Origin of the sequence: Acinetobacter sp. NPDC052428 (assembly GCF_044547685.1) — a bacterium.
Lineage (GTDB): Bacteria > Pseudomonadota > Gammaproteobacteria > Pseudomonadales > Moraxellaceae > Acinetobacter > Acinetobacter lwoffii_G.
In genome coordinates this window covers 58,724-84,824 of record NZ_JBIUAT010000010.1, presented here as the reverse complement: position 1 = coordinate 84,824, position 26,101 = coordinate 58,724, and the positions used below count along the sequence as shown (strand labels likewise).

The window sequence follows — 26,101 nt, the reverse complement described above, 5'->3', positions numbered from 1 at the left end:
GAAGACGTACAACGTGGTCAAGTATTGACTAAACCAGGTGCGATCAAGCCACACACTAAATTCGATGCAGAAGTATACGTACTTTCTAAAGAAGAGGGTGGTCGTCACACTCCATTCCTTAACGGTTACCGTCCACAGTTCTACTTCCGTACTACCGACGTAACTGGTGCGATCGCGCTTAAAGAAGGCGTGGAAATGGTAATGCCTGGTGACAACGTTGAGATGTCAGTAGAGCTAATCCACCCGATCGCAATGGACCCAGGTCTACGTTTTGCGATCCGTGAAGGTGGTCGTACAGTTGGTGCTGGTGTAGTTGCTAAAGTAACTGCATAATCATAGAATAAGACAAGCAGGTTGGAGTTTAGGCTCCAACTTGTTGTTTTGCAGGTCAGTAGTTCAATTGGTAGAGCGTCGGTCTCCAAAACCGAATGTTGGGGGTTCGAGTCCCTCCTGACCTGCCAAGTTTCTAAAAAGACGCTTGATGTCGGCAAAATTGGTCATATAATAAGTCGCGAAACCTACGACGAGTACAAAAATGTCGAATGAAAAATCACGCGACGCATTAGGCGAAGCGGCAATTCCTCAAAGAAATAATCCTGCAGTAGATGTAAGTTCTGGTTCTCCATTAGATATGGTTCTATGGGTTATCGCCTTGATTTTATTGGTTGGTGCAATGATGGTAAACCAATATTTACCAGCGTACTGGGCACCTGCGAATGATATTTGGGTGCGCGTTGGGGTGATTTTGGCTTGTATCGTTGCAGCATTCGGTTTATTATACGCCACCCATCAAGGCAAAGGCTTTATTCGTCTGCTGAAAGATGCACGAATTGAGTTGCGTCGAGTGACCTGGCCTACCAAGCAAGAGACGATGTCCACATCTTGGCAAGTTCTTGTTGTAGTCGTAATTGCATCCATCTTATTGTGGTGTTTTGACTATATTTTAGGCTGGTTAATGAAGTTTATTATCGGGTAAGAGAGCTATGAAACGTTGGTACATTATTCATGCCTATTCAGGTTATGAAAAACAAGTGATGCGTTCGCTTAATGATCGAATCCAGCGTAGCGCTGTTGCCGATAGCTTTGGTGAAGTCCTTGTTCCTACCGAAGAAGTGGTAGAAATGAAGGATGGCAAGAAGCGTAAATCAGAGCGTAAGTTCTTTCCTGGCTATGTCCTAGTCGAAATGGAAATGAACGATGATACTTGGCACATTGTTAAAGAATGTCCAAAAGTTTTAGGTTTTATTGGTGGTACGGCTGAAAAACCGGCACCGATTACGCAAAAAGAAGCAGATGCGATTCTTGCGCGTGTACGCAATACTGGCGAAGCACCTCGTCCTAAGACGATGTTTGAACCAGGCGAAGAATTACTCGTGGTTGACGGTCCATTCACCGACTTTAAAGGTGTGGTGGAAGAAGTTCAGTACGAAAAGTCACGTTTAACGCTGACCATTAATGTATTTAACCGACCAACTCAAGTTGAATTGGAATTTCGTCAAGTCGAAAAATCAGTCTAATTTGTATGGGTTGAAAACGCCTGACTTATTTATAAGTCAGGCATTGTTGTTGTAACGGTATCGTTACTTGAAATCATTGGGGAGCCTTCACCGGCGTTTGCACCCAGAGGTAATTTGAAATGGCTAAGAAGATTGACGGCTATATCAAGCTGCAAGTTCCAGCTGGTAAAGCGAATCCATCTCCACCGATTGGTCCTGCACTAGGTCAACGTGGTGTGAACATCATGGCATTCTGTAAAGAATTCAATGCTGCTACACAAAAAGTTGAAGCTGGTCTGCCAATTCCAGTCGTGATCACTGTGTACAACGACAAGTCGTTCACATTCATCATGAAAACTCCACCTGCTGCTGTTCTTCTTAAGAAAGCTGCTGGTATCCAGAAGGGTTCAGCTGTACCTAACAAAACTAAAGTTGGTAAGTTGACTCGTGCTCAAATCGAAGAAATCGCGACTACTAAAGAACCAGATTTGACTGGTGCTGATTTAGACGCACGTGTACGTACCATTGCTGGTTCTGCGCGTTCTATGGGCTTGGAAGTGGAGCTTTAAGACATGGCTAAATTAACTAAACGTCAAAAAGCGATTGTAGCTGCTGTAGAAGCACACAAAGTTTACACGCTAGAAGAAGCTGTTGCAGTTTTAGAGAGCCTTCCAGCTCCTAAATTCAAAGAATCTCTAGATATCGCGGTAAACCTAGGTGTTGATCCTCGTAAATCTGACCAGGTTGTTCGTGGTGCGACTACACTTCCTGCAGGTACTGGTAAAACTGTACGTGTAGCTGTATTCGCTCAAGGCGCTGCTGCTGAAGCTGCTAAAGCTGAAGGCGCAGACGTTGTTGGTTTCGACGATCTTGCTGAAAGCATCCAAGCGGGTAACCTTGACTTTGACGTAGTAATTGCTGCTCCAGATGCAATGCGCGTTGTAGGTAAACTTGGTACGATCCTTGGTCCACGTGGCTTAATGCCAAACCCTAAAGTGGGTACTGTAACTCCTGACGTTGCTACTGCAGTTAAAAATGCAAAAGCTGGTCAAGCACGTTACCGCGTAGACAAAGCTGGTATTATCCACGCTGCGATCGGTCAAGTAGGTTTTGAGGCTGCTGCTGTTCGTCAAAACGTTGAAGCACTTGTTGCTGACTTGAAGCGTTTGAAACCTGCTACGTCTAAAGGCGTATACATTCAAAAGATCACTTTGAGCTCAACTATGGGTCCTGGTTTGATCGTTGATGTAGCAAACGTTTCTAAATAAGTCTCGACTTATTACAGAATTTTAAAGCCCTGAAGATGTCTCCTTCTCCCTCTGGGAGAAGGTCGGGAAGAGGGTTAAACCTCTCCCTAGCCCTCTCCTATAAGGAGAGGGGATAATTTAGGCAAACTTTGAATTGATAAATGAAAATTTATCAGCGTCAAAGACCGCGGGCGAGGGGAGTTTTATGCTTCTCTCTTAATAGCTCAGCCTGCGTAGACGCGGTGGTGTGATTTGTTCATCCTCCGCGTGTGAGTCCAGTGATGGTCTTGCGAATTGGGAGTGTACTTCGCGTAAGTACATAAATCACCGTTAGGAGGTTTTACAATGGCTCTTCTTATCGAAGGCAAAAAACAGATCGTAGCTGAAGTAGCTGAAGTTGCTTCTACTGCATTTGCTGCTGTTGTTGCTGACTACCAAGGTTTGACTGTAGAGCAGTTAACTACTCTACGTGTTGAAGCGCGTAAACTTGGTGTTACTACACGTATCGTTCGTAACACTTTGGCTAAACGTGCTCTTCAAGATACTCAATTCAATATCTTGAACGACAACCTTGTTGGCCCAACAATCTTAGCTTTCTCGAATTCTGAAGACGACATGGGTGCTGCTGCACGTTTGTTCGAAGAATTCGCTAAAACTAATAAAGCATTTGAACTTAAAGCTGCTGCATTTGATGGCAAACTTTATCAAGGTGCAGAAGTTAGCGTAATCGCGAATCTTCCGAACCAAGAGAAAGCGCTTACTATGCTTGCAAACGTTCTTCAAGCTCCTATTTCGAAATTGGGCCGCTTACTTACAGCGCTTCAAGAGAAAAACGAGTCAGAAGCTGCTTAAGCTCAAACTTAAACACACATCATTCAATACCCATTTGGAGTTAATCTCATGGCTTTAACAAACGAAGAAATCCTAAACGCAGTTGCTGAAAAAACTGTTCTTGAACTTGTTGAACTTATCTCTGCTTTCGAAGAGAAATTCAATGTATCTGCTGCTGCTGTTGCTGTTGCTGCTGGCCCTGCTGCTGCTGCTGCTGAAGAACAAACTGAATTCAATGTTGAATTGACTTCTTTCGGCGCGAACAAAGTTGCTGTAATTAAAGCAGTTCGTGAAGCGACTGGCCTTGGCTTGAAAGAAGCTAAAGACATGGTTGAAGGCGCTCCTGCAGTTCTTAAAGAAGGCGTTTCTAAAGAAGAAGGCGAAGAGCTTAAGAAGAAACTTGAAGAAGCTGGTGCTACAGTTACTCTTAAGTAATTTCTTAAGGGAGCCGGTTTTTTTATAATCGGCTCCAAAAATTGGCTGATGGCTCTTGGGTCATCAGCCTTTTTGCGTTACAATAATCGGCTCGATTTTTGTTTGCATGATATAAAAATCATACAAATTGAAAATAAACATAATGAACAAACGTTTACCAATATTTTTCATTAAAAAATATTGATAAGCGTTTTAATACCACTAAAAATTGCAGCATTTGTAAAGAGTGGTGGCCATATCGGCCAGCGTAATTCCTTCTGAGCCCGTTCTGCAGGCGGGCTTGGTTTACACTTTCCGAGGACTCCAGATGGCATACTCATATACCGAAAAGAAACGGATCCGTAAGAATTTTGGTAAATTGCCTAGCGTCATGGATGCTCCGTACTTGCTCGCGATTCAAGTCGACTCGTACAGAACATTCTTACAAGATGGCAAATCACCAAAAAACCGCGAAGATATCGGTCTCCAAGCCGCATTTCGTTCAGTTTTTCCTATTGAAAGTTATTCTGGCAATGCTGCTTTAGAATTTGTTGAGTATAGTCTTGGTAAGCCTGAGTTTGATGTACGCGAATGTATCCTTCGTGGCTCAACTTATGCAGCACCAATGCGTGTAAAAATTCGTTTGATCCTGAAAGATCGTGAAACGAAGTCAATTAAAGATGTACGTGAACAAGAAGTCTATATGGGCGAAATGCCATTGATGACGGATAACGGTACCTTTGTAATTAACGGTACCGAGCGTGTGATCGTGTCACAATTACACCGTTCACCAGGCGTATTCTTTGACCACGATAAAGGCAAGACTCACTCAAGTGGTAAAGTCCTTTATTCAGCGCGTATTATTCCTTACCGTGGTTCATGGTTAGACTTTGAATTCGATGCCAAAGACCTGGTCTATGTACGTATTGACCGTCGTCGTAAATTGCTTGCGACTGTGGTGCTTCGTGCCTTGGGTTATAGCAACGAAAACATTCTCGACATGTTCTACGAGAAAGTACCTGTGTATCTTGACATGGGTAGCTACCAGATTGACCTGGTGCCTGAACGTCTGCGTGGCGAAATGGCACAATTTGACATCCTGGACAAGGATGGCAAGGCAATTGTTGAGCAAGGTAAACGTATCAATGCGCGTCATGTACGTCAAATGGAAGCTTCAGGTCTTGAAAAACTTGCAGTGCCAGATGAGTACCTATATGAGCGTATCACTGCTGAAGACATCCCATTAAAAGATGGTGATGTGATTGCAGCCAATACTGTATTAAGCCATGAAATCATGGTGAAAATTGCAGAAGGCGGCGTGAAACAGTTCAATATTCTGTTCACTAATGATATCGACCGCGGTTCATTCGTTGCAGATTCTCTACGTGCAGATACAACGAGCAATCGTGAAGAAGCATTGGTAGAAATCTACAAAGTGATGCGTCCGGGCGAACCACCAACAAAAGAAGCTGCTGAAAACTTATTCAACAACTTGTTCTTCTCTTCTGAACGTTATGACTTGTCTCCAGTGGGTCGTATGAAGTTCAACCGTCGTTTGGGTCGTCCTTACGAAGTGGGTACAGACCAGAAGTCACGTGAAGTTGAAGGCATTCTCTCGAACGAAGATATCACTGATGTATTAAAAACATTAGTTGAAATCCGTAACGGTAAAGGTGAAGTCGACGATATCGATCACTTGGGTAACCGTCGTGTTCGTTCTGTTGGTGAAATGACAGAAAACCAATTCCGTGTAGGTCTGGTTCGTGTAGAACGTGCTGTTAAAGAACGTTTAAGCCAAGCTGAAACTGACAACCTGTCTCCGCAAGATTTGATCAATGCGAAGCCTGTTGCTGCTGCAATCAAGGAATTCTTTGGTTCAAGCCAGTTGTCTCAGTTCATGGACCAAAACAACCCGTTATCTGAGATTACGCACAAACGTCGTGTTTCTGCGCTTGGTCCCGGCGGTTTGACACGTGAACGTGCCGGCTTTGAAGTACGTGACGTACATCAAACGCATTACGGTCGTGTATGTCCAATTGAAACACCGGAAGGTCCAAACATTGGTTTGATCAACTCGCTTTCTGTTTATGCGAAATGTAACAACTTCGGTTTCCTGGAAACACCTTACCGTAAAGTTGTTGATGGTCGTGTAACAGATGAAGTTGAATACCTGTCTGCAATTGAAGAAGTAGGTACTGTGATTGCACAGGCCGATTCTGCAATGGATAAAGACGGTAACTTAACAGAAGAGTTTGTATCTGTACGTCATCAAGGTGACTTCGTACGTATTCCTCCTGAAAAAGTAACGCATATGGATGTATCTGCTCAGCAGGTCGTATCTGTAGCAGCGTCACTGATTCCATTCCTAGAACACGATGATGCCAACCGTGCATTAATGGGTTCGAACATGCAACGTCAGGCAGTTCCGACGTTGATTGCTGACAAGCCGCTTGTTGGTACCGGTATGGAAGCGAACGTAGCACATGACTCAGGTGTATGTGTGATCGCTCAGCGTGGTGGTCGTATCGAGTTTGTTGATGCGTCTCGTGTGGTTATTCGTGTGAATGAAGACGAAATGATCGCAGGTGAAGCAGGTGTAGATATCTACAACCTGATCAAATACACCCGTTCGAACCAGAACACTTGTATCAACCAGAAAGTTCTTGTGAACCTGGGCGATAAAGTAGGTCGTGGTGATGTACTGGCTGATGGTCCATCAACAGATGGCGGTGAGCTGGCATTGGGTCAAAACATGCGCGTTGCGTTTATGACCTGGAATGGTTACAACTACGAAGACTCGATCTTGTTATCTGAGCGTGTACTTCAGGAAGACCGTTTAACGTCTATTCATATCCAGGAATTGTCATGTGTTGCACGTGATACCAAACTGGGTGCGGAAGAAATCACTGCTGATATTCCGAACGTAGGTGAAGCTGCTCTGTCTAAACTGGACGAGTCAGGTATTGTTTACATCGGTGCTGAAGTAACTGCTGGGGACATCCTTGTAGGTAAAGTAACCCCTAAAGGTGAAACACAGCTTACTCCAGAAGAAAAATTGCTACGTGCAATCTTCGGTGAAAAAGCGGCTGACGTAAAAGACTCATCTTTACGCGTTCCATCAGGTACAAAAGGTACTGTGATTGACGTTCAAGTGTTTACACGTGACGGTCTTGAAAAAGACGAACGTGCTCAAGCAATTGAAAAAGCACAGTTAGATGCATACCGTAAAGACTTGAAAGAAGAATTCAAAATCTTTGAAGAAGCTGCACGTGAACGTGTAATCCGTCTACTGAATGGCCAAGAGTCGAATGGTGGCGGTACAACTAAACGTGGCGACAAACTGTCTGAAGACGTGTTGTCTGGTTTAGAGCTTGTTGATCTTCTTGAAATTCAACCAGTTGATGAAGCAATTGCTGAACGTTTAACTCAAATTCAAGTGTTCTTGAAAGAGAAGAGCTTCGAAATTGACGAGAAATTTGCCGAGAAAAAACGCAAACTTTCGACTGGCGATGAACTGACCACTGGCGTATTGAAAGTTGTTAAAGTTTATCTTGCTGTAAAACGTCGCATCCAGCCGGGTGATAAGATGGCGGGTCGTCACGGTAACAAAGGTGTTGTATCAAACATCTTGCCGGTAGAAGACATGCCACATGATGCCAACGGCGTACCTGTTGATATCGTATTGAACCCGCTTGGCGTACCATCGCGTATGAACGTGGGTCAGATTCTTGAAACTCACTTGGGTATGGCGGCGAAAGGTCTTGGCGATCAAATCGACAAGATGATGAAAGAGCAACGTACTGTACTTGAGCTTCGTGATTTCCTAGACAAGATTTACAACAAAGTTGGTGGCGAGCAAGAAGATCTTGATAGCTTGACTGATGAGGAAATCTTGAAACTTTCTGGCAACTTGCGTGCTGGTGTGCCTTTGGCTACTCCTGTATTCGATGGTGCTGAAGAAGGTCAGATCAAAGAGTTGTTACAACTTGCAGGCCTATCTAGTACTGGTCAGACCGTATTATATGATGGTCGTACTGGTGAGCGTTTCGATCGTCCGGTAACTGTTGGTTACATGTACATGCTGAAACTGAACCACTTGGTTGATGACAAGATGCATGCGCGTTCAACTGGTTCTTACTCTCTAGTAACGCAACAGCCGCTTGGTGGTAAAGCACAATTCGGTGGCCAGCGTTTCGGTGAGATGGAAGTCTGGGCACTAGAAGCTTACGGCGCAGCATATACGCTACAAGAAATGCTGACTGTGAAATCGGATGACGTTGAAGGCCGTACCCGTATCTACAAGAACATTGTGGATGGCAACCATTATATGGACCCGGGCATGCCTGAATCGTTCAACGTATTGACCAAAGAGATCCGTTCTTTAGGTATCAACATTGAACTGAAAAATGGTGACTAAGAATCTCCATTAAATCTCCCCAAACCCCTCTTTGATAAAGAGGGGCTTCCCCCTTAACAAAGGGGGATTGAGGGGGATTCTTGGGATTCCCAATTCAGTTAAAAAACAATATTTGTGACCCAGTTGTTGAGTGAAAATCTCCACAACACACGGAGAAAAAAATTGAAAGACTTGCTCGATATCATGCGCAAAAAGACGGATTCAGACGGTCATGCTCCTGTAGAGTTTGACCGCATCCGTATTGGTCTTGCGTCACCAGAAATGATTAAGTCATGGTCTCACGGTGAAGTTAAAAAGCCAGAAACCATTAACTATCGTACGTTCAAGCCTGAACGTGATGGTTTGTTCTGTGCCAAAATCTTTGGTCCAGTGAAAGATTACGAATGCTTGTGTGGTAAATACAAGCGTATGAAATACAAAGGCGTCATTTGTGAAAAATGTGGCGTTGAAGTAACAACTGCGAAAGTTCGTCGTGAACGTATGGGTCACATCGAGCTGGCGTCTCCAGTTGCACACATCTGGTTCTTGAAATCATTGCCTAGCCGTATCGGTCTATTATTAGACATGACGCTACGTGATATCGAACGCGTATTGTATTTCGAATCTTATGTCGTTACTGATCCGGGTATGACTCCATTTGAGAAATACCAACTTCTCAATGATGAAGAATACTTCAATGCATTAGAAGAACACGGTGATGAATTCACAGCGAAAATGGGTGCTGAAGCGGTTCAAGACTTGTTGAAAGACATCGATCTTGAAGCTGAAATTGCACGTCTTCGTGAAGAAATTCCTGTAACAACTTCAGAAACCAAGCTGAAAAAAGCGTCTAAGCGTTTGAAGTTGATGGAAGCATTCAGCGATTCGAACAACAAGCCAGAATGGATGGTGTTGACTGTACTTCCAGTTCTTCCACCAGACCTTCGTCCGCTTGTACCACTTGAAGGTGGTCGTTTCGCGACTTCTGACCTGAACGATCTTTATCGTCGTGTGATCAACCGTAACAACCGTTTGAAGCGTCTTCTTGACCTTGCAGCGCCAGACATCATCGTACGTAACGAAAAACGTATGTTACAAGAGTCTGTAGATGCATTGTTGGATAACGGTCGTCGTGGTCGTGCAATTACCGGTTCGAACAAGCGTCCGCTTAAATCTTTGGCAGACATGATCAAAGGTAAGCAAGGTCGTTTCCGTCAAAACTTACTTGGTAAGCGTGTTGACTACTCTGGCCGTTCGGTAATTACTGTTGGTCCAAACCTACGTTTGCACCAATGTGGTCTTCCGAAGAAAATGGCCCTTGAACTGTTCAAGCCATTCATTTTCGCGAAACTACAGGCATCTGGCCAAGCAACCACCATTAAAGCTGCGAAGAAAATGGTTGAGCGCGAGACTCCAGAAGTTTGGGACGTTCTTGCTCACGTGATTCGTCAACATCCAGTGATGTTGAACCGTGCGCCAACCCTTCACCGTCTGGGTCTTCAAGCATTTGAGCCGATCCTGATTGAAGGTAAAGCGATCCGTCTACACCCACTCGTATGTGCTGCGTTTAACGCCGACTTCGATGGTGACCAAATGGCGGTACACGTACCATTAACACTTGAAGCTCAGCTTGAAGCTCGTGCGTTAATGATGTCGACCAACAACATCTTGTCTCCAGCGAACGGTGAGCCAATCATCGTACCGTCTCAGGACGTTGTCTTGGGCTTGTATTACATCACGCGTGATGCAATCAATGCCAAAGGTGAAGGCATGGTGTTTGCGGATACTCACGAAGTAAACCGTGCACTGGCAACAGGTCAGGTTGATCTACACGCTCGCGTTAAAGCACGTGTACACCAGACTGTGATCGACGAAGATGGTAACCGTGAACAGCAAACCATTATTGTAGATACGACGCCTGGTCGCTGCCTACTTTGGGAAGTTGTGCCTGAAGGTATGGATTTCCAGCAAATTAACGTTGAGATGACTAAGAAAAACATCTCTAAGTTAATTAACTCTTGCTACCGTAAATTGGGTCTGAAAGATACTGTTATCTTCGCTGACCAATTGATGTACTTGGGCTTCCGTCAAGCGACGCGTTCAGGTGTATCTGTCGGTATGGAAGACATGGTTATTCCACCGCAAAAACAAGCAATTATTGGTAAAGCGGAAGCTGAAGTTCGTGAAATCGAACAACAGTTCGAACAAGGTTTCGTAACTGCTGGCGAGCGTTATAACAAAGTGGTCGATATTTGGGCGCGTACCAATGACCAGGTTGCTAAAGCGATGATGGACAACTTGTCATTCACGACTGTTAAAAACAAACAGGGTGAAGACGAGAAGCAAAAATCATTCAACTCGATCTATATGATGTCCGACTCAGGTGCCCGTGGTTCGGCAGCTCAGATTCGTCAGTTGGCGGGTATGCGTGGTTTGATGGCGAAGCCGGATGGCTCGATCATTGAAACGCCTATTAAAGCGAACTTCCGTGAAGGTTTGACCGTACTTCAGTACTTCATCTCGACACACGGTGCGCGTAAAGGTTTGGCCGATACAGCATTGAAGACTGCGAACTCTGGTTACTTGACTCGTCGTCTAGTAGACGTTGCGCAGGACTTGGTCATTACCGAGCCAGATTGTGGTACTTATGACGGTCTGGTAATGACTCCGTTCATTCAAGGTGGCGATGTCATCGAAAACCTGGGTGCACGAGTATTGGGTCGTGTGGTTGCTGAAGATGTGAAACGTGTAGGTACAGATGAAGTTCTACTTCCTCGTAATACGTTAATTGACGAGAAATTGGCGACGTTTATCGAAAGCCAAGGTGTCGACGAAATTAAAGTACGTTCAGTCGTGAACTGTGCGTCTACCTTCGGTGTATGTGCGAAATGTTACGGTCGTGACCTAGCACGTGGTCATCAGGTGAACCCGGGTGAGTCTGTTGGTGTAATGGCAGCTCAATCGATTGGTGAGCCAGGTACACAGTTAACGATGCGTACCTTCCACGTCGGTGGTGCTGCAAGCCGAACTTCTGCTGCAAACAGCGTACAAGTTCGTAACCAAGGTACAGTACGTTTCCACAACGTGAAAACAGTACAACATGCCAAAGGTCACTTGGTATCGACTTCACGTTCAGGTGAAATCGGTATTGCGGATGATTTAGGTCGTGAGCGCGAGCGCTATAAACTTCCTTACGGTGCGTCTATCTTGCTGAAAGATGGCGAAGCTGTAGAAGCAGGCGGTATTGTGGCGACTTGGGATCCGCATACACATCCATTAGTAACAGAAGTTGCAGGTAAAGTACGTTTCAGCCAGATTGCTGATGGCGTAACCGTAACTTCTAAAACTGATGATGCAACAGGTATGTCAACCATTGAAATCTTGCCAGTGACTTCACGTCCTGCGTCAGGTAAAGATTTGCGTCCTGCTGTTGTGTTAGATACCGTTGATGGTGGCGAACAGTTCTATTTCCTGCCACAGAACACGATTCTTTCTGTTCGTGATGGCGAAACGATTGGTGTCGGTGATGTCATCGGTCGTGTACCACAAGAAACTTCACGTACCCGTGATATTACCGGTGGTCTGCCGCGTGTAGCTGACTTGTTCGAAGCACGTAAGCCAAAAGAGCATGCAATCCTTGCAGAAGTGTCGGGTGTTGTAAGCTTTGGTAAAGAGACCAAAGGTAAGAACCGTCTGGTGATTACGCCGGATGATGGCTCTGAGATTTATGAAGAGTTGATTCCGAAATGGCGTACGATTAACGTGTTCGAAGGCGAACATGTGAACCGTGGTGAAACTATTTCTGATGGTCCACAGAACCCGCACGATATCTTGCGTTTGAAAGGCGAAGTTGCGCTGACAAACTACATCGTGAACGAAGTTCAGGATGTATACCGTCTGCAAGGTGTAAAAATCAACGACAAGCATATTGAAGTCATCGTACGTCAAATGCTGCGTAAAGTTGATATCACTGATGGCGGCGATACTAGCTTCATCAAAGGCGAACAAGTGGATTACATCCGCGTTGTTCAAGAAAACCAAGCAGTTCTTGCACAAAACAAGTTCCCTGCGAAGTTTGAACGTCAATTGATGGGTATTACGAAAGCATCGCTTTCTACTGACTCGTTCATCTCTGCTGCATCGTTCCAGGAAACCACGCGTGTGTTAACTGAAGCGGCTGTAACAGGTAAAGAAGATGATCTACGCGGTTTGAAAGAGAACGTGGTTGTGGGTCGTCTGATCCCAGCGGGTACAGGTTTGGCTTACCACCTAGAGCGTCGTCGTCAAGAAGCAGAAGCTGCAGAATTTGAACTGCACAATGACTTCTCTGATGTAGACCAAGCTCTAAGTCAGGCATTTAACGAAGAATTCTAATTCGAGTCAAAGCTGAGAAAAGAGACGCCTTCGGGCGTCTTTTTTTTGTCTGAAATTTATAAATAAGACAGCTTGAACAGAAGAATAATCCATTGATATTTACAAAACTCAGCAGGAATACCGAGAGAAGTAACACGCTACAGATTTTAGTTTCATAAAATGAAGATAAGCTTAATTAAAGCAAGACAGGAAGGTCAAGGTCATGAAAAAATTAATGGGTGTTATGGCAGTTGCCACTCTTTCCACCTTTATGTTGGCGGGTTGTGAAAGTATGTCTGCCAATGAGCAACGGATCGGTGCTGCAGCCCTGGGTGGTGCAGTCGGTGGTGGTGTCGGTAATAAAGTCGGCGGTGGCGTTGGTGCAGCTGTAGGTGGTGGTGCTGGTGCAGCAGTAGGTAGTAAATCCCAAGGCGGTTCAAACCGTAATGCGACCTATAGTGGTGTAGGTGGTGCTGTTGGTTCAGCAGTCGGTAAAAGCATCTTCGGTGGTAATGCGGGTGCTGCAATTGGTGGTGCAATCGGTGGTGGTGCCGGTGCTGCGATTGAACAGGATAACCGTCGTCGTTAAGTCGAAAGTTACTTCAGATTCATCTAGATTTAAAAGCGTCAATGTGGCGCTTTTATCTTATTTAGGAGCGTTAATTTTCCCTTTGCTCTGTTTCCGCCGGATATAGACCGTTTTCTCTACCTCAGCAATTCTGACCCCGGCTTCATCATAAATATTCAGCTGATAATGTCGATACACTGGCGCATTATCGGCCGCTAGATTGATAATCGTGGAAATTTCTTCAGCAGAAATCCGAATGTCTGCTACCACTGTGCCGCGACCGGGTGCCAAAAACTGAATGCTGGCGCCTTTATCCCAGACCAGATATTTCGGCCCCAAATGATGCATCAGCAATAACATATAAAAGGGATCGACCATTGAATACAGGCTGCCACCAAAATGCACACCGACAATATTCTGGTTCTTACGGGTCAGCGGCATTTTGACCCGAACGTGATAATTATTAAAATCAATCTTATCAATTTCAATGCCTGCACCACGATAAGGGGCATAGCGGTTCAGAATAAATTTTGAAACCAGAGGCAGTTTTTGAATTTTCTGGAATAGGCTCATACTGACATTCTTTTTGCGGCTGTGATTATGCATACTAGAGCAACAAAAATGCGCTGGCATTGATCAATCATGCCGATTTATAAACTAAGTGGTCAATAACAAAAACAGGATCAAAAGATGGAAATGCACATGCAATGGGTCGATACCACGGATCAGCAGCGTCTTTGTGTCAAAACTTATGGACAATCCGAACAACCGGCATTGGTGCTGGTTCACGGCTATCCCGATCATCAGGCAGTTTGGGAGCCAGCCATTGCTCATTTGAGTCAGGATTACTTTGTTGTGACTTATGATGTCCGTGGTGCAGGTGAGTCCAGTATTCCCAAAAAAATCTCCGATTACCGCTTGGCCCGTTTAAGTCAGGATCTGGAAGAGGTGGTGAACGAAATATTGCCGAATCGTGCTTTTCATCTGGCCGCGCATGACTGGGGTTCAATTCAGTCCTGGGAATCCGTCACCGGTCCACGCTTTAAAGGACGAATTCTGTCTTATAGCACCTTGTCTGGGCCATGTCTGGATCATGCCGCTTTCTGGATGCATGAACAGTTCCAGCAAAACAAAGCAAAATTCTTAAAGCAAATGAGTAAGTCTTGGTATATCGCGATGTTTCAGTTGCCTTTAGTGGCGCCATTGGCCTGGAATTTTTTTAATCCGCAGCGTTGGGCCAAGATCGTGCAGCAAATAGAAAGACGGGATGATCTGCCACTCAACCCGCATATTGTCAAAGATGGAAAATATGGTGTGAACCTGTATCGGGCCAATTTTTTGCCACGTTTGACTCAACCACGGCAGCGTTTCGCCATCTGTCCGGTACAGGCGATTGTGCTGAAATATGACCAGTTTGTCGGGCCAGATCTGGTTGATGAAATGTCAAAATGGGTGGATGATTTCTCGAAAGTAGAACTGGCTGCCAATCACTGGGCGATCCTGAGTCAACCGGAGCAAGTGGCTCAATTGATTGATGAGTTTATTCAGCGTAAATCTGCTGACATTCATTGACAGGCCACTCCGCGAAACATGACCCGACCAGAAAAAAGTGGCGGAATTTTTATCCGTATTTTCTGATAAAATAGCCGCTTTCTCTCTATTCCGATTCATTATGTTCGCAATTCTTGCTGCTATTGGAGTCATGTTCGGACTCTCGTTGGCACGTGTACCTGTGGTTTTTGCCCTGGTCATTGGTGCTGTTACAGGTGGTTTATTGGCAGGTCTAGGCCTGCAGGGAACCTTGGACGCGTTTAACAATGGCTTGGGTGGTGGTGCTAAAATTGCCTTGGCTTATGGTATTTTAGGTGCATTTGCTTTGGCTCTGGCACGTTCGGGTTTACCGGATTTGCTAGCCTATAAAATGATCAGTACCTTAAAAGGTGAGGCCGATTTTAAAGCGCAAAACCGGGTGAAATATCTGATCTTTTTCACAGTCGCCATTGCTGCCGTGTTCTCGCAGAACGTTATTCCCGTGCATATTGCCTTTATTCCGGTACTGATTCCGCCACTATTGGCTGTATTTAACCACTTAAAGCTCGACCGTCGTTTGATTGCCTGTTTGCTGACCTTTGGTCTGGTAGGCACCTATATGCTGATTCCGGTCGGTTTTGGTGCCATCTTCCTGAATGACATTCTGGGTCATAACATCAATACCTTTGGTAAACCATACGGATTTGAAATTAGCTATGACCAGATTCCATCTGCGATGGCAATTCCAGTATTCGGGATGTTTGTAGGCTTATTGGTGGCGATCTTTATTAGCTATCGCAAACCACGTCAATATCAAGATATTCATGTCCAGGAACAGCAAAGTATTTCTGCTGAATTGGGTGTGGCTGAGCAGGTTAAACCGCAGATTGCCAAATTTACCATCTGGATGGCAGGTCTTGCAGTTATTGCCACATTGGCGGTACAGCTTTATTCAGATTCGATGATTCTGGCTGGTCTGGTCGGTGTCGCGATCCTGAGTTGTGCCGGGATCTTTAAATGGAAAGAAGCGGATGATGTGATCATTACCGGTATGCGCATGATGGCGCTGGTTGGCTTTATCATGATTGCGGCACAAGGCTTTGCCGCGGTGATTGAAGCGACTAATCAGGTACCAACCTTGGTTGAAGCATCAGTGAACTGGATTGGTGATAGCCAGGCATTGGCTGCCTTCCTGATGCTGTTGATTGGTTTGCTAATTACCCTAGGCATTGGTTCGTCTTTCTCAACCATTCCCATTCTGGCGATTATTTATGTTCCGCTGTGTATCCAGTTTGGTTTCAGCCCTGCGGCGACCATTGCGATTATCGGGACTGCGGCGGCTTTAGGCGATGCCGGCTCTCCAGCGTCAGATTCAACTCTAGGCCCAACATCTGGTCTGAATATGGATGGTCAGCATGATCATATGAAGGATAGTGTGATTCCAACCTTCATTCACTTCAATATTCCGCTTATCATCTTTGGCTGGATTGCAGCCATGGTTCTGTAAGTCCTTTTTAATCTGCTCTGATATAAATCGGAGCAGATTTGCCTAGATTTAAAATAAATTATGAGATGTATTTAAAATATATATTTAAATAAAAATTAATATAAACCTGATTATTTTACTCTGAATAAATTCATATTTATCTGATTAATATACTTGGTATTTAAAACCAAACAATCTAGTCAATTTAAAATAAATTACTTTTTAAATCAGTATTTTAAATAATAATTAAAAATTAGTTTTATAATCCTTATTGCATATTATTTTTCCTCGTGTTTATTATTAATTAAGATTTATTTCCTTAATAATTATTCTTCCTATGGGGTATTTTAAAATGTTAAAGCAAGCTGCTCTAATTGCATTAATGGGTCTTTCTGCATCTGCGATGGCAGGTCAATGGCAGGTGAAAGTTGGTGCCAGCTCTTTAGCACCATCAAGTGACACTGAAATTGCACCAGGTTTAATCGTAGAAGCAGATCAAGAATATGGTTTTACGCCTTCAGTCGAATACTTCTTTAATGACAATATCTCGGCAGAATTATTATTGGCTACCCCGTTTAACCATGACATTTCTGCTCAGGGTCTAGGGAAAATTGCCAAGATTAAACATCTTCCACCAACTATTACCGCTAAATATCACTTTAAAAATGCAACACGCTTTACGCCATATATTGGTGTAGGTGGCACAGCTTTTATTGCTTGGGATGAAGAAGGTCTGGCTAAAGATGTGAAAGAGGAATTTGGTTTGGCAGGTCAGGTCGGTTTTAATTATCAGCCAGCCGATGCCAAAAACTGGGGGGTATTTGCTGACGTGCGCTATGCAGATTTGAGTCCTGAAGTGACATTAGATGATGCTGATAATACTAAATTCGACTTGAATATTGATCCTTGGGTTTACACGATCGGTTATAGCTACAAGTTCTAAATTCTAGCCTTGCTCAACAAAAAAGCCTCATCTTGAATGAGGCTTTTTTTTCAAAATAACAACGATTTATAACTTATTGAAATTGAGCAGATCGGCAATGTTCAACTATATTAAAATGAATAAAGTAAATATTAATTGAATACGACTTAATAATTGAATAATAAGGAAGATCAGCATGAAGTTTTTAAGCCAAGGTATTGTGATCTTCTTCAGCCTGCTGGCAGGGTCTGCCTATGCGGCAAGTTTTGATTGTCAGAAAGCTGAAACCGTGACAGAGAAAGCGATTTGTGAACATCGTCTGCTCAATGATGCCGATGTCAAGATGAGTACCAGCTATCATATTTTACGCCGTATGGTGCCTATGGGAACCCGTTCGGTGATCCAGCGTGATCAGGTGAAATGGCTACAGTTCCGTGACCGCTGTCAGGAATCTGTGTCCTGTCTGAGTCAGGTCTATAATATGCGTCAGCAGCAAATAGACCTGCAATTTCAACGTATTTATAAGCTTGGGCCTTATTAAGCCTTAAACCTAAGCCTTTACAAATCCAAGTCATTTTAGATCAAGAGATCCTTTATAAAATATCTTGAGAAAAAATATACAACTGGCTATTGAAAATTTAGTAACTCACTCCATTCATATAGGCAACAGTATTGACCTGTATTTAAAATAAAAGGAGTGATTAATGAGCGAGTCTAGCGCACAAAAACATAGTTTCCAGGCTGAAGTGGCTCAGTTACTACATCTCGTGACCCATTCGCTTTATTCAAACCCTGAAATTTTCCTACGCGAATTGATCTCGAATGCCTCAGATGCATGTGACAAATTACGTTTTGAAGGGATTAACCATCCTGAATTTTATGAAAATGATCCTGATCTGCGCGTTCGTGTCAGTCTGGATGCAGACAATAAAACCATTACCATTTCAGATAACGGGATCGGCTTAAGCGAACAGGAAGCCATTGATAATTTAGGGACTATTGCCAAATCAGGCACCAAAGACTTTATGTCCAAACTGACCGGCGATCAAAAAGCTGATGCCCAGCTAATTGGCCAGTTTGGTGTCGGTTTCTATTCCGGTTTTATTGTGGCTGACAAGATCACGGTAGAATCGCGTCGTGCTGGCACAGATGTCTCTGAAGGGGTGCGCTGGATCAGTGGTGGTACTGGTGAGTTCGAAGTTGAACAGATCACGAAACAAGGACGTGGTACCGATATTATTCTGCACTTACGTGACGATGCGCTGGATTATCTGCAAAGCTATAAAGTGAAGCAGATTATCAATAAATATTCAGACCACATCAGCCTGCCAATCCAGATGCAAAAAGAAGTCTGGCAGGAAGAAGAAGCGGCTGAAGGTGAAACATCTAAAGGTGGCCAGTATGTCAAAACTGATGAGTGGGAAGTCATTAACTCGGCCAGCGCATTATGGACTCGTAACAAGTCTGAAATCACTGAAGAGCAGTATGTCGAGTTCTACAAGAACTTGAGCCATGATTTCGCAGCGCCATTGGCTTGGGCGCATAACCGGGTTGAAGGCAGCACTGAATATACCCAGTTATTATATATTCCAAGTAAAGCGCCACATGATATTTTCACCCGTGAATCCAAAGCGGGTATCAAACTGTATGTGAAACGTGTGTTCATTATGGATGATGCGGATAACCTGATTCCAAACTACCTGCGCTTTGTGCAAGGTGTGGTGGACAGTGCCGATCTGCCATTGAACGTGAGCCGTGAATTACTGCAAGAAAGCCGTGATGTAAAAACCATCCGTGAAGGCAATACCCGCCGTATCCTGACCATTTTGGATAATCTGGCTAAATCTGAAGATGAAAAAGATCAGGCAAATTTCAAGACCTTCTATCAGGAATTTGCTTCAGTATTGAAAGAAGGTCTGGGCGAAGATTTCAGTAACCGTGAACGTATCTTAAAACTGCTGCGTTATGCGACGTCGACCAATGATGAAGTCAGCACATCATTGGCAGACTATAAAGCACGTATGAAAGATGGGCAGAAAGCCATTTATTATGTGACTGCAGATAGTCTGAATGCTGCGAAAAATTCACCACAACTGGAACTGTTCAAGAAAAAAGGCATTGAAGTTCTGTTGATGACCGAACGCGTGGATGAATGGGCGATGAACTTCGTGAATGAGTTCGATGGTACGCCTTTGCAAAACGTGTCTAAGGGTGCGGTTGACTTAGGTGACCTTCAGGATGCAGAAGAGAAGAAAGCCCTTGAAGAAGCCGCAGCCCAGTTTAAACCGGTGGTGGATAAGTTGACGGATTCATTAAAAGACAAGACCAAAGAAGTGCGGGTGACGACGCGTCTGGTCGATTCTCCGGCTTGTCTGGTGACTGGCGAAGGTGAATTGTCTCCACAGCTGATTCGTATGCTGAAAGATGCGGGTCAACCTGTGCCAGATATCAAGCCGATTCTGGAAATTAACCCGGGACATCCGTTGGTGAAAAAACTGGATGGCTCAGCGCAGTTTGATGATCTGGCCAATGTGATCTTCGACCAAGCGGTGATTGCAGAAGGTGGATTACCAGAAAATCCTGCTGAATATGTCAAGCGCATTAATAGTTTGCTGCTTGCTTAAGTGCTGATATATTGAATGAGAAAATCCCTCTTCGGAGGGATTTTTTATGCCTGCTTCATTTTTCATTTCTAGAAATGATCTGGAAAAACGATAGTGAAGATAAAAAAATCCCTGCGGATTTTAAATCTGAATTTTAAATTAATACTGGTTTTTTGATTTATAATTACGATCATTAAGTAAGGAGAGAGAATGTTATGAAATCTAAGCTGATGATCAGTATGGGCGCTGTAATCCTGATGTCGATGAGCCAAGTTAGTCTAGCGGCACCTGCTGCAGAAAAAATGGTACGCACAGATCGAATCAGTTTTTATAAAGTTGCGAAAGTAGAGGCAGCAAAACTACAACGTGTGCAACATAGCGATCGTATTCGCTTCAATATGCCAGTGATGGAGCAACCTTCATTACAGCAAAAACGAGTGCTACGCAGTGATCGTATTATCTTGAATAAAACCAGCTAATACTTACCGCGCTGATTGCCTCAGTAATATTGAAAAAAGCCCATGAATGATGGGCTTTTATATTTTCTACCATCATTCAGTTTAAAATAACGCTTCTAAACGTACCAAAGCCCCAACATAGTGATCACGATCCTCGCGATGATCATTCAAATAGTTCAGGTCAGTCTGGACAAAAAACCATTCACGTAAAAAAGGTTGTCTCCAGGACACATAAGGGCCCCAGCGATTAAGACGCAGATCCTTGTCATTCAGATAACCACCGGTATAAATGCCGTAACTAAAACGGTTGTCTTGAAAAAACTGATGTTGCCTAAAGGTGTAGTTGTCCCAAGTGAGATCATCGTCTTGATCATCGGCATAAGTCAGACTGAGCTGATTAGAGAAAAAGGCCTGATTGGGACGGGCATGAATCAGTTCCAGGTTGGTCCGTAAATAGTTTTCGCTTTGAATACCATAGCGATAAATCTGTTCGGCATGAAAAGAGTAGTCATTTTCTAGTGTCCAATCTTTACTGGCTTTGACGCGTAGGTAAATATCATCTCCAGAACGTAAGCCCAGATCCAGATCGGTTTCAAAAGGAATACGATCTGACCATTCAGACCAACGTAAGGCAAAAGAGCTGTTATCTTCACGGGCACGTTTAGTATCCAGACGCTTATTTCCGGAAGTGGCAGGATTTTCATTGGTAATCGCGACATTGCTGTCTAATTCATTGTCCAGACTGTCATCACCAAACACCACACTCAGCTTTTGTTCCAAGGTCGGAAGCTTGATCTTGCCGCGGATTCGGGGCTTAATCTCATAGCCTTCATATTCATCCCAGCGATTATCTAGAATGATCCGTAATGTAGCTGCAGCTGGCTGATCCGGATCGCTTTCACCAAACCAGTTATCAATTTTATGCGCAGTACGATCGGCCCATTCGCGGATGCCTTTCTGCTTTTGATCCGCCCATGAATAATTTTCTGTCTCTAGCGTGGATGGAACAATGGCGACATTTGATTGCTCCGGCAGAACCGTGGGTGTTGCATCGATCAAACGTGGAATCTGATCCAGCAAGCCTGATCGGCTTGGCTCTATATTCGTTGGACTGGCAGGAGCAGTTGTGACTGAATTGGCCCAAGACATGCTACCACTCATTCCTAAGCCCAGAGAGAGCAGTAAAATTTGAGTAACCCTGTTTATTTGCATGAGATATTTGTTGCTCTTGTATTCTTATATTCAGCTGTAGTTTTCTAAAAAACGGCCTTAAAAAGCAAGTTAAAGCTACAAAATAACAGCAATTATTCAATCATTTGAGCCTGAATTTCCCGATAAAGCTCTAATACCCGAATGGGTTGTGGCATTGTTAAAATAATATTGTGAATATTCTGCCAATTTAGCTGTTTGTCGCGTTGCAGCAAGATGTATGGATAGGCCAGCTCATCCTCTGCGAGAGAGATGCGTTTTTCACCATGAATCACTCGGATTTTTTGATGTTCCTGTAGCAAAAGCACTGGGGTAGAAAAATCCGCAGCAGCTTCTTTAAACGAGATAAATTTCTGCTTTTGAATGGACTGTGCGGGTATAAATGGATGGTAATCTGGCTGTGTCCAGACTGTTTCAGCCTGCTGCAAGTAAGCCGTTGAAAAAAACTCGAGTTGCATGAACCTGGTGCTTATAACAGACCACGCCAGTGATTTAATCGCAGCAGCCTGATGTTGATGATGGCTCAGCCAATGTTGAATACAATAGTGAGCCTGCAACTGACTCGGTACCCCTAAGAGCATCAGATATTTAACAAACTGACCTTGCAGATTCAATTGCTCAACCAAATAAACCTGACGTGCCTGCCAGTTATCTTCTGCCGCATAATATAAGACAATATCCAGATAAACAGGGTGTTGTTCGACATCGGATTCTAGTTCTAAAGCACAGAGCCGCTGGATATTAGTTTCTTCTAAACCTAAAGGGTGTACATGAGCGTTTAGTTTGCCCAGTTGGATCTGTACAGGGAATTGAATCAATTCGGAGACTGTGATCTGTTCTTGCTGAATTGTCGTTTCAGCTTTTAGTTGAGGATTTAGTTCCTTGGGTTCAGTTAGTATTTGATTGGTTGACTCATCTAAGCGATTTAATTCTAGTGCATGAATTCTTGCGCGCGGCCGTCCCCGATGATATTTGGTTGTTTCCATAGAATTGCAGCTGGTTTCAGCTTCGTGTAAGGATAAGGCAGGAACGATCAAGGGTGGATCCTGTTTCAGGCAAGAAAACCGCTGCTGTTGTTGTAACAGCCAGATATAACAGTGTTGCAGTTCAGCCCATTGGCTGTGCAGGGCAGGAGCTTGGGGAGCCGGAATCAGCCAGATTTGCCAGCCACGTTCAGGATGATGTAAAACTGCCCAGCCTGAATCCGGATGGGCATACAATGCTTGTTCCAGCGCCAAGATTTCGGTGAAATAGCCACGAAAGCTTAGATGATAAGACGTATTAGCAGAAAATTGGTAAGCAACAAGTTCAGGTTGAGTGCGGGCCTTAAATGCTGAAATCTGGGTCTTGAAAATAGGCTCATCACACAGATTAAAAATATCGCGTATCCTTTTTTTAGAACGGGCAATTTCATAGAAAGGCAGGACTTTATGCTCCAGTTGCTGCGCCAGTCCATGTAGTTCTTTAATTAAGTGTGCTTTTTCTAAAGCATTCATTTTTTGATCTCTAGAGATGTTTCAGTGCTTTATCCAGGGTTTGTGCCAGTACAATGTTAACCGCCAGCTCGACCAGTCTGTATTCAGCAGAATTCGAGTCTGTATAGCTTTCTGCCATTTCAATTAAATAATCAATAGAAACTGACTGAGGCGGAATTTTGCCCTGTACCAATGCCTGAAGTTCATGCATAAAAAATTTTCTTATCATTAATCTATTTATATTGCTGCAATTATAAGCAGAGATCACATAAAATAGTGATCTATTTTGAGTGTTTTATAAACAAATTTTTTAATTAAAAGTGATAAAAATCAATAGAAAAAATGAGAGTAGGAAATAGTCGATATTTTTGAGAGTTGTGCATCTTTTACACAGAATGTGTTCAATATGATAAAAAAAGCAGGCTGAATCAATCAGCCTGTTTTAATGCAAAACAGTTTTGCATTAAGCCGTTTTTTTCAGTTGCTACAGTCGCAGCATCTGTATTTACTGTTTCAGCAGGTGCTTTAGTCGCTGGAAAGTCTGGCAGATGAACCACTTGCGCCATTTGTGCAGACGCTTGAACGGAAAAAGCCATAACGGTTGCAGCGAAAGCAAATTTAAGAGCATTCATAGGATGACCTTTAATATCAGAGTGTTCAATGACTTGAACAGAGGAGAATATTTAAACTTAATTCGGGTGAAATAATAGCAAATAAGACTTAATATAAAATGATAGATTCGGCAAATTCAGGCAGTAAATTTTAGATAAATTACTCTATAAAACAATAAATTAGTGTATTTACTCTAGTTTGATTTTTATGATTTTACAGGACTTTATGCTTTGTTTTGGCGATGAGAATCTGGACTTGATCGAGTGCCAAAACAAACGGCGATGTGTTTTTGATCTGCCAATTTAAGATTGAATTTCTAGCTTTGTTCAATCCATGTAAGTTTTTGCTATCGCTTGTTTACGGGCTGCTGCAATCTTCTGAGAATGGACTAAGATGGAATTCCATTCATTTTCATGCTGAGAGTTTTATTATGGCAATTGCAAAAGTGGTAGAAGTCAATTCAAGCAGCAATAAAAGCTTTGAAGATGCGATTCAAACGGGCATTCAAAAAGTCACAGAAACGGTCAAAAATGTACAAGGTGCTTGGATCAATGAACAGAAGGTTGTCATTAAAGAAAATAAAATCACGGAATATCGTGTCAATTTAAAAATTAGTTTTCTGGTTGATTAAGCGAATGCCATTCAATAACAAATAAAAAAACCCCATTTAAAATGGGGTTTTTTTATTGAACGTTGTTTTATTTAGCTTGGTCTGGCGTGTCACACGTTTCTGGTGAGCACTGTGCTGCCTGACTGTTGGTTGATGTATCGAGCGCTTTTTCAAATACTTGCAGGAAAACTTCTTTAGGCTGCGCGCCTGCCAATGCCACACGTTGATCAAAAACAAAGAAAGGTACACCGGTCACTTTGAGTTGTTCATGTGCGACTTCCTGATCGAATTTGACGAAATCAGCATATTCTTCCGAATCCAACAGGTCATCGACTTCGACCGGATTCAGGCCAATACGCGCTGCGACATCTTCCAGTGTTTCACGTTCTCCAATCGCCAGACCTTGGGTCATATAGCTATAGAAGAACGCTTCCTGTGCTTCATTGCCCAAACCTTTGCTTTGCGCCAGGTGAATCAGGCGATGCGCATTAAAGGTATTGCCTGAATTGGCACCTTCCCAGTTAAATTCAATACCTTCGGCTTTGGCCATTTCAGCAATATTGCGCTGCATCTCTTCGACTTCTGCCACGGTGCGGCCATATTTTTGCGCCAGACGCTCAGAGTTGGAGACTTCCTGACGTACCGGTGCTTCAGGATCGAGCTGGAAACTGTGCCAATGTACTTCTAGCTCAATACCTGCTTCTTGTGCAGCAGCTTCTAAACGTTTTTTACCAATATAGCAGAAGGGGCAAACCACATCTGACCAGATATCTACGCGCATGTCATGTCTCTAATTTTGCTCTTGTGTTCAAGTATGAGGGTGAAGAATCAGAATTTAAAGCCCTTGAGCATCAGAAGTGTATTTCTACAGCAGATCGGCAGGATAAATAAAAGAAGAAAGAGTAGGTGATAGCCAGATGGCTTCCTTAATATAATCAGGTTCTGACTATAGTCAAACTACTTTATTATTCATACAAGATTCGAAAAAAACTCGAAATAACTCATCGACTGAGTCGATCAACCATTCTTTACGCTTACGTTTAACCCATGCCCACATGTGTTCTATAGGATTTAAATCAGGGCTGTATGCAGGAAGCCAAAGAATTTTATGCCCTTGTTGTTCCAATAACTCCTGAATATCTGCTCTTTTATGAAATGCTGCATTATCCATAACCACTACACTATTTTCTGGTAATGCTGGTATGAGGAATTGCTCAATCCAAAAATGAAAAACATCTGAATTGATTTTGCAGTCAAATAAACCGACTGAAAATAACTTACCCTCATGGATTGCTCCAATGGCATTGGTCTGATTCTTTAATTGCCAATTATATTGCCCTAAACAGGGTACTCCTTTTCGTGAGTAGCCATGAGGTCTATAATCATGTGACTTAAAACCACTTTCATCCAGATAAATAATCGGATGGTTTTTTTCTAATTCATTCACTTGCAGAATAAATTTATCCCTAAGCTTTGTATCTGCTTTAGGATGGCTTAACGTCTTTTTTTAACTGTAATATTTAAGCGCTTTAATGCAGCACCAATAGATGAAACACCACAATTAAAACGTGCAGCACGTTCATATTGATAAGCATCAGGATACTTTTCAACATCTTCACGTAAAGCATCATCGTTAATTTTAGAAGGTTTACGTACACGAGTTTTTTTAATCTCTATACGTTTCTTCCATTCAACAATGGTATTTTTATTAATTTCAAATTGTGCAGCTACCGCTCGAATAGAATAACCTTCCTCAAGCTTAGCTAAAATTTTACGTCTAAAATGTTCTGAATAACTCATTGCACCATTGTATTGGTTTTATAATGATTTGACTATATTCAAAAAAAATATAAAAATGCCATAAAAAAACGCCCCGTAGGGCGTTTTGTGA

General features: G+C 43.2%; 25 protein-coding genes and 1 tRNA gene. 18 read left to right on the top strand and 8 right to left on the bottom strand.

From position 1 onward, the window contains the following. The 11 genes from ACIG3F_RS08115 to ACIG3F_RS08065 all read left to right on the top strand — a co-directional run. Positions 1-333 (top strand): elongation factor Tu (locus ACIG3F_RS08115; protein WP_396469774.1); only part of this gene is annotated, 333 nt, incomplete at its 5' end. A gap of 52 nt (positions 334-385) precedes the next feature. Continuing rightward, positions 386-461, top strand: a tRNA-Trp gene (locus ACIG3F_RS08110). A gap of 74 nt (positions 462-535) precedes the next feature. Continuing rightward, the gene (gene secE, locus ACIG3F_RS08105; protein ID WP_004278617.1) at positions 536-976 is read left to right on the top strand and encodes a preprotein translocase subunit SecE; all 441 of its coding nucleotides are present in this window, start codon (positions 536-538) and stop codon (positions 974-976) included. 7 nt (positions 977-983) lie between these two features. Continuing rightward, entirely contained in the window at positions 984-1,517 is a 534-nt protein-coding gene (nusG, locus tag ACIG3F_RS08100; protein WP_004278615.1) for a transcription termination/antitermination protein NusG, read from the top strand. Between the two features lie 119 nt (positions 1,518-1,636). Next, a complete protein-coding gene (rplK, locus tag ACIG3F_RS08095; protein WP_004278614.1) occupies positions 1,637-2,065 on the top strand; it encodes a 50S ribosomal protein L11 in 429 nt (142 codons plus the stop codon). A gap of 3 nt (positions 2,066-2,068) precedes the next feature. Further along, positions 2,069-2,764 carry a 50S ribosomal protein L1 gene (gene rplA, locus ACIG3F_RS08090; RefSeq protein ID WP_004278613.1) on the top strand — a complete coding sequence of 232 codons (696 nt, stop codon included), beginning with the start codon at positions 2,069-2,071 and terminating at the stop codon, positions 2,762-2,764. Positions 2,765-3,088: 324 nt separating this feature from the next. After that, positions 3,089-3,595, top strand: coding sequence for a 50S ribosomal protein L10 (gene rplJ, locus ACIG3F_RS08085; RefSeq protein ID WP_004278612.1), 507 nt, complete (start codon positions 3,089-3,091; stop codon positions 3,593-3,595). Between the two features lie 48 nt (positions 3,596-3,643). After that, positions 3,644-4,009: a 50S ribosomal protein L7/L12 gene (gene rplL / locus ACIG3F_RS08080; protein WP_004278611.1), complete on the top strand. Its 366-nt coding sequence runs from the start codon at positions 3,644-3,646 to the stop codon at positions 4,007-4,009. 307 nt (positions 4,010-4,316) lie between these two features. Then, entirely contained in the window at positions 4,317-8,405 is a 4,089-nt protein-coding gene (gene rpoB, locus ACIG3F_RS08075) for a DNA-directed RNA polymerase subunit beta (protein WP_005102827.1), read from the top strand. Between the two features lie 162 nt (positions 8,406-8,567). Continuing rightward, the gene (rpoC, locus tag ACIG3F_RS08070) at positions 8,568-12,758 is read left to right on the top strand and encodes a DNA-directed RNA polymerase subunit beta' (protein WP_396469773.1); all 4,191 of its coding nucleotides are present in this window, start codon (positions 8,568-8,570) and stop codon (positions 12,756-12,758) included. Positions 12,759-12,960: 202 nt separating this feature from the next. Further along, a complete protein-coding gene (locus tag ACIG3F_RS08065) occupies positions 12,961-13,326 on the top strand; it encodes a hypothetical protein (RefSeq protein ID WP_005108070.1) in 366 nt (121 codons plus the stop codon). Between the two features lie 57 nt (positions 13,327-13,383). Here ACIG3F_RS08065 and ACIG3F_RS08060 read toward each other — a convergent pair whose 3' ends face one another. Continuing rightward, on the bottom strand, positions 13,384-13,878 hold the full coding sequence (locus ACIG3F_RS08060; RefSeq protein WP_396469779.1) for a DUF4442 domain-containing protein: 495 nt from the start codon (positions 13,876-13,878) through the stop codon (positions 13,384-13,386). A gap of 117 nt (positions 13,879-13,995) precedes the next feature. Between ACIG3F_RS08060 and ACIG3F_RS08055 the strand changes: the two genes are divergently transcribed. The 6 genes from ACIG3F_RS08055 to ACIG3F_RS08030 all read left to right on the top strand — a co-directional run bounded on the left by ACIG3F_RS08055 (position 13,996) and on the right by ACIG3F_RS08030 (position 20,325). Next, positions 13,996-14,877: an alpha/beta fold hydrolase gene (locus ACIG3F_RS08055; RefSeq protein ID WP_396469772.1), complete on the top strand. Its 882-nt coding sequence runs from the start codon at positions 13,996-13,998 to the stop codon at positions 14,875-14,877. Positions 14,878-14,977: 100 nt separating this feature from the next. After that, entirely contained in the window at positions 14,978-16,342 is a 1,365-nt protein-coding gene (locus tag ACIG3F_RS08050; protein ID WP_396469771.1) for a Na+/H+ antiporter family protein, read from the top strand. Between the two features lie 331 nt (positions 16,343-16,673). After that, positions 16,674-17,264 carry an OmpW family protein gene (locus ACIG3F_RS08045; RefSeq protein ID WP_071851079.1) on the top strand — a complete coding sequence of 197 codons (591 nt, stop codon included), beginning with the start codon at positions 16,674-16,676 and terminating at the stop codon, positions 17,262-17,264. 175 nt (positions 17,265-17,439) lie between these two features. Further along, the gene (locus ACIG3F_RS08040) at positions 17,440-17,784 is read left to right on the top strand and encodes a lysozyme inhibitor LprI family protein (RefSeq protein ID WP_004647317.1); all 345 of its coding nucleotides are present in this window, start codon (positions 17,440-17,442) and stop codon (positions 17,782-17,784) included. 163 nt (positions 17,785-17,947) lie between these two features. Further along, a complete protein-coding gene (htpG, locus tag ACIG3F_RS08035) occupies positions 17,948-19,867 on the top strand; it encodes a molecular chaperone HtpG (protein ID WP_005102849.1) in 1,920 nt (639 codons plus the stop codon). Positions 19,868-20,061: 194 nt separating this feature from the next. Beyond that, positions 20,062-20,325 (top strand): hypothetical protein, encoded by a 264-nt coding sequence (locus ACIG3F_RS08030; protein WP_005102851.1) that lies wholly within the window; start codon positions 20,062-20,064, stop codon positions 20,323-20,325. Between the two features lie 81 nt (positions 20,326-20,406). Here ACIG3F_RS08030 and ACIG3F_RS08025 read toward each other — a convergent pair whose 3' ends face one another. The 4 genes from ACIG3F_RS08025 to ACIG3F_RS08010 all read right to left on the bottom strand — a co-directional run bounded on the left by ACIG3F_RS08025 (position 20,407) and on the right by ACIG3F_RS08010 (position 23,620). Further along, complete coding sequence (locus ACIG3F_RS08025; RefSeq protein ID WP_005102854.1) at positions 20,407-21,516, bottom strand: hypothetical protein; 1,110 nt, start codon at positions 21,514-21,516, stop codon at positions 20,407-20,409. Positions 21,517-21,608: 92 nt separating this feature from the next. Continuing rightward, entirely contained in the window at positions 21,609-23,009 is a 1,401-nt protein-coding gene (locus tag ACIG3F_RS08020; RefSeq protein WP_396469770.1) for a hypothetical protein, read from the bottom strand. A gap of 10 nt (positions 23,010-23,019) precedes the next feature. Next, positions 23,020-23,199: a hypothetical protein gene (locus tag ACIG3F_RS08015; protein WP_004647321.1), complete on the bottom strand. Its 180-nt coding sequence runs from the start codon at positions 23,197-23,199 to the stop codon at positions 23,020-23,022. Positions 23,200-23,416: 217 nt separating this feature from the next. Then, a complete protein-coding gene (locus tag ACIG3F_RS08010) occupies positions 23,417-23,620 on the bottom strand; it encodes a hypothetical protein (protein WP_016806869.1) in 204 nt (67 codons plus the stop codon). Positions 23,621-24,030: 410 nt separating this feature from the next. Here ACIG3F_RS08010 and ACIG3F_RS08005 point away from each other — a divergent pair, with 410 nt between their 5' ends. Continuing rightward, positions 24,031-24,231 (top strand): dodecin family protein, encoded by a 201-nt coding sequence (locus ACIG3F_RS08005; protein ID WP_004278594.1) that lies wholly within the window; start codon positions 24,031-24,033, stop codon positions 24,229-24,231. A 67-nt stretch (positions 24,232-24,298) separates the two neighbouring features. On the opposite strand, the gene ACIG3F_RS08000 is transcribed toward ACIG3F_RS08005, so the two are convergent. The 3 genes from ACIG3F_RS08000 to ACIG3F_RS07990 all read right to left on the bottom strand — a co-directional run bounded on the left by ACIG3F_RS08000 (position 24,299) and on the right by ACIG3F_RS07990 (position 26,010). Next, positions 24,299-24,991, bottom strand: coding sequence for a DsbA family oxidoreductase (locus ACIG3F_RS08000; protein WP_004647323.1), 693 nt, complete (start codon positions 24,989-24,991; stop codon positions 24,299-24,301). Positions 24,992-25,162: 171 nt separating this feature from the next. Further along, complete coding sequence (locus tag ACIG3F_RS07995) at positions 25,163-25,657, bottom strand: IS630 family transposase (RefSeq protein WP_004781677.1); 495 nt, start codon at positions 25,655-25,657, stop codon at positions 25,163-25,165. 47 nt (positions 25,658-25,704) lie between these two features. Then, complete coding sequence (locus ACIG3F_RS07990; protein WP_000122230.1) at positions 25,705-26,010, bottom strand: IS630 transposase-related protein; 306 nt, start codon at positions 26,008-26,010, stop codon at positions 25,705-25,707. Positions 26,011-26,101 lie beyond the last annotated feature (91 nt).